3 rRNA genes are annotated in these 5,387 nt (G+C 57.9%); all 3 read right to left on the reverse strand.

Annotated elements, in window-relative coordinates:
• Nucleotides 1-9 precede the first annotated feature (9 nt).
• Nucleotides 10-126, reverse strand: a 5S ribosomal RNA gene (gene rrf, locus V6U82_RS31445).
• A gap of 75 nt (nucleotides 127-201) precedes the next feature.
• Nucleotides 202-3,310, reverse strand: a 23S ribosomal RNA gene (locus tag V6U82_RS31450).
• A 374-nt stretch (nucleotides 3,311-3,684) separates the two neighbouring features.
• Nucleotides 3,685-5,199, reverse strand: a 16S ribosomal RNA gene (locus V6U82_RS31455).
• The 16S, 23S and 5S rRNA genes sit together here, the layout of an rRNA operon.
• Nucleotides 5,200-5,387 lie beyond the last annotated feature (188 nt).

Raw genomic sequence — 5,387 nt, forward strand, 5'->3', positions numbered from 1 at the left:
TGGAAGATTGTCCGGCGGTGTCCTACTCTCCCACACCCTCCCGAGTGCAGTACCATCGGCGCTGGAGGGCTTAGCTTCCGGGTTCGGAATGTTACCGGGCGTTTCCCCTCCGCCATGACCGCCGTAACTCTATGAACATGTCAACCAACCCTGGTGGGTGGTGGTTTGTTCAGAGTTGCACAGTGGACGCGTAGCAGCTTGGTAGTCAAGTCCTCGGCCTATTAGTACCGGTCAACTGAACCCGTTACCGGGCTTACATTTCCGGCCTATCAACCCAGTCGTCTAGCTGGGGGCCTTACCCCACAAAGTGGGTGGGATACCTCATCTTGAAGCGAGCTTCCCGCTTAGATGCTTTCAGCGGTTATCCCTTCCGAACGTAGCTAACCAGCCGTGCCCCTGGCGGGACAACTGGCACACCAGAGGTTCGTCCGTCCCGGTCCTCTCGTACTAGGGACAGCCCTTCTCAAGTATCCTACGCGCACGGCGGATAGGGACCGAACTGTCTCACGACGTTCTAAACCCAGCTCGCGTACCGCTTTAATGGGCGAACAGCCCAACCCTTGGGACCTGCTACAGCCCCAGGATGCGACGAGCCGACATCGAGGTGCCAAACCATCCCGTCGATATGGACTCTTGGGGAAGATCAGCCTGTTATCCCCGGGGTACCTTTTATCCGTTGAGCGACACCGCTTCCACATGCCAGTGCCGGATCACTAGTCCCGACTTTCGTCCCTGCTCGACCTGTCAGTCTCACAGTCAAGCTCCCTTGTGCACTTGCACTCAACACCTGATTGCCAACCAGGCTGAGGGAACCTTTGGGCGCCTCCGTTACCCTTTAGGAGGCAACCGCCCCAGTTAAACTACCCACCAGACACTGTCCCTGAACCGGATAACGGTCCGAAGTTAGATACCCAAATCAACCAGAGTGGTATTTCAAGATTGCCTCCACCCATACTGGCGTATGGACTTCACCGGCTCCCACCTATCCTACACAAGCTAATTCAGATACCAATGTCAAGCTATAGTAAAGGTCCCGGGGTCTTTCCGTCCTGCCGCGCGTAACGAGCATCTTTACTCGTAATGCAATTTCGCCGGGCCTGTGGTTGAGACAGTGGGGAAGTCGTTACGCCATTCGTGCAGGTCGGAACTTACCCGACAAGGAATTTCGCTACCTTAGGATGGTTATAGTTACCACCGCCGTTTACTGGCGCTTAAGTTCTCCGCTTCGCCCCGAAGAGCTAACAGGTCCCCTTAACGTTCCAGCACCGGGCAGGCGTCAGTCCATATACATCGAATTACTTCTTCGCATGGACCTGTGTTTTTAGTAAACAGTCGCTTCCCCCTGCTCTCTGCGGCCATACAACGCTCCACCCGCGCGGGGCTTCACGTCTCCGGCCCCCCTTCTCCCTAAGTTACGGGGGCAATTTGCCGAGTTCCTTAACCACAGTTCGCCCGATCGCCTCGGTATTCTCTACCTGACCACCTGTGTCGGTTTGGGGTACGGGCCGCTAAGAACTCGCTAGAGGCTTTTCTCGGCAGCATAGGATCACTGACTTCACCTGAATCGGCTCGGCATCACGTCTCAGCCTGTATGCGCCGCGGATTTGCCTACGGCACGGCCTACACGCTTACCCCGGCACAACCACCGGCCGGGCTCAGCTACCTTCCTGCGTCACCCCATCGCTTGACTACTACCCGCCAGGTTCCCACGCTCCCCACCATTGGTCCGAAGACCGCCGGCAGTTCGGGTGGTTAGCACAACGAGGTTCGTCAGGGTCGCTCTTTCGCGGGTACGGGAATATCAACCCGTTGTCCATCGACTACGCCTCTCGGCCTCGCCTTAGGTCCCGACTCACCCAGGGCGGATTAGCCTGGCCCTGGAACCCTTGGTCATCCGGCGGAAGGGTTTCTCACCCTTCTTTCGCTACTCATGCCTGCATTCTCACTCGTGCCGCGTCCACAACTGGGTCACCCCGCTGCTTCACCCCCGGCACGACGCTCCCCTACCCATCCACACACCTGCATACCTCATCAAGGAGATACGAAGTTGAAATGTGAATGCCACAGCTTCGGCGGTGTGCTTGAGCCCCGCTACATTGTCGGCGCGGAACCACTTGACCAGTGAGCTATTACGCACTCTTTAAAGGGTGGCTGCTTCTAAGCCAACCTCCTGGTTGTCTATGCGACCCCACATCCTTTTCCACTTAGCACACGCTTAGGGGCCTTAGCTGGTGATCTGGGCTGTTTCCCTCTCGACTACGAAGCTTATCCCCCGCAGTCTCACTGCCGCGCTCTCACTTACCGGCATTCGGAGTTTGGCTGATTTCGGTAAGCTTGTGGGCCCCCTAGACCATCCAGTGCTCTACCTCCGGCAAGAAACACGCGACGCTGCACCTAAATGCATTTCGGGGAGAACCAGCTATCACGGAGTTTGATTGGCCTTTCACCCCTAACCACAGGTCATCCCCCAACTTTTCAACGTTGGTGGGTTCGGCCCTCCACGCGGTCTTACCCGCGCTTCAGCCTGCCCATGGCTAGATCACTCCGCTTCGGGTCTAGAGCATGCGACTAAAAACGCCCTATTCAGACTCGCTTTCGCTACGGCTCCCCCACACGGGTTAACCTCGCCACATGCCACTAACTCGCAGGCTCATTCTTCAAAAGGCACGCCGTCACCCCGCAAGGCTCCGACGGATTGTAGGCGAACGGTTTCAGGTACTATTTCACTCCCCTCCCGGGGTACTTTTCACCATTCCCTCACGGTACTCGTCCGCTATCGGTCACCAGGAAGTATTTAGGCTTACCAGGTGGTCCTGGCAGATTCACGGCAGATTTCAGGAGTCCGCCGCTACTCGGGAACACCCACAGAAGACCAGCAACTTTCACCTACCGGACTATCACCGTCTACGGTCAGCCATTCCAGACTGTTCGACTAGCCACTGGCTTTGTAACTCCTCGAACAAGTGTCAGCTTGTTCAGCAGGGTCCCACAACCCCGACCACGCAACCCCTGACAGGTATCACACGCCGCCGGTTTAGCCTCAATCCGCTTTCGCTCGCCACTACTCACGGAATCACTATTTGTTTTCTCTTCCTACGGGTACTGAGATGTTTCACTTCCCCGCGTTCCCCCCACACACCCTATGTGTTCAGGTGCGGGTGACATCACATGACTGATGCCGGGTTTCCCCATTCGGACACCCTGGGATCACAGCTTGGTTGACAGCTCCCCCAGGCCTATCGCGGCCTCCCACGTCCTTCATCGGCTCCTGGTGCCAAGGCATCCACCGTTCGCCCTTGACAACTTGACCACAAAGATGCTCGCGTCCACTGTGCAATTCTCAACAAACAACCAACCCACAACCCACAGCCCCACACCTACAACCCACCAAGGATCACGGTTTGCGAGACCAGGCCATGCCTGGCACCAACCCCCGCCCTCTCAGGGCAGGGTCATGGCTCTGAAAAAACAACCTCGGTTGTTCTTTCAGGACCCAACAGGGTGCTTACATCCGTCCCCAGCCGCACCACGGACTCGTTCCCACCACCCGAGAGTGGCTGTACTAGAAGATCCGCAGCCGTTGCCGGCGACCGACTTGCCAGTGTCTCCGCCATCTGAGCACCCCGACCCGACATTCGCGGACCGCGGGCTCCATGCCACCTTTCGGTGGATGGTGCTCCTTAGAAAGGAGGTGATCCAGCCGCACCTTCCGGTACGGCTACCTTGTTACGACTTCGTCCCAATCGCCAGCCCCACCTTCGACGGCTCCCTCCACAAGGGTTGGGCCACCGGCTTCGGGTGTTGCCGACTTTCGTGACGTGACGGGCGGTGTGTACAAGGCCCGGGAACGTATTCACCGCAGCGTTGCTGATCTGCGATTACTAGCGACTCCGACTTCACGGGGTCGAGTTGCAGACCCCGATCCGAACTGAGACCGGCTTTTTGGGATTCGCTCCACCTCACGGTATCGCAGCCCATTGTACCGGCCATTGTAGCATGCGTGAAGCCCTGGACATAAGGGGCATGATGACTTGACGTCATCCCCACCTTCCTCCGAGTTGACCCCGGCAGTCTTCGATGAGTCCCCGCCATAACGCGCTGGCAACATCGAACGAGGGTTGCGCTCGTTGCGGGACTTAACCCAACATCTCACGACACGAGCTGACGACAGCCATGCACCACCTGTGACCGCCCCCGAAGGACCTGCCATCTCTGACAGTTTTGCGGCCATGTCAAACCCAGGTAAGGTTCTTCGCGTTGCATCGAATTAATCCGCATGCTCCGCCGCTTGTGCGGGCCCCCGTCAATTCCTTTGAGTTTTAGCCTTGCGGCCGTACTCCCCAGGCGGGGCGCTTAATGCGTTAGCTGCGGCACAGGGAACCGGAGAGGCCCCCCACACCTAGCGCCCAACGTTTACAGCGTGGACTACCAGGGTATCTAATCCTGTTCGCTCCCCACGCTTTCGCTCCTCAGCGTCAGTATCGGCCCAGAGACCCGCCTTCGCCACCGGTGTTCCTCCTGATATCTGCGCATTTCACCGCTACACCAGGAATTCCAGTCTCCCCTACCGAACTCTAGCCTGCCCGTATCGACCGCAGGCCTGGGGTTGAGCCCCAGGTTTTCACGGTCGACGCGACAAGCCGCCTACGAGCTCTTTACGCCCAATAAATCCGGACAACGCTCGCGCCCTACGTCTTACCGCGGCTGCTGGCACGTAGTTGGCCGGCGCTTCTTCTGCAGGTACCGTCACTTACGCTTCGTCCCTGCTGAAAGAGGTTTACAACCCGAAGGCCGTCATCCCTCACGCGGCGTCGCTGCATCAGGCTTCCGCCCATTGTGCAATATTCCCCACTGCTGCCTCCCGTAGGAGTCTGGGCCGTGTCTCAGTCCCAGTGTGGCCGGTCGCCCTCTCAGGCCGGCTACCCGTCGTCGCCTTGGTAGGCCATCACCCCACCAACAAGCTGATAGGCCGCGAGCCCATCCCAAGCCGAAAAACTTTCCACCAAACACCATGCGGTGCAAGGTCATATTCGGTATTAGCCCCGGTTTCCCGGGGTTATCCCAAAGCCTGGGGCAGGTTGCTCACGTGTTACTCACCCGTTCGCCGCTCGAGTACCCCGAAGGGCCTTTCCGCTCGACTTGCATGTGTTAAGCACGCCGCCAGCGTTCGTCCTGAGCCAGGATCAAACTCTCCAACAAAAACTTGTCGAACAGCAATCAACCTGGCAACAAAAGTGTTGCCAAAGGAATCCCAACCAGCAACCATTCCAAAGAACAGCCACCAGTCCGGGGTATAAAACAATTGGCACTGGCTTTACAAGCACCCTGTTGAGTTCTCAAAGAACAACCACACACCAACCAGAAGCCCCACATCCGCGGAACCCCCG

Origin of the sequence: Micromonospora sp. CPCC 205554, assembly GCF_036902745.1 — a bacterium.
In the GTDB taxonomy this organism is placed as follows: Bacteria; Actinomycetota; Actinomycetes; order Mycobacteriales; family Micromonosporaceae; genus Micromonospora; species Micromonospora tulbaghiae.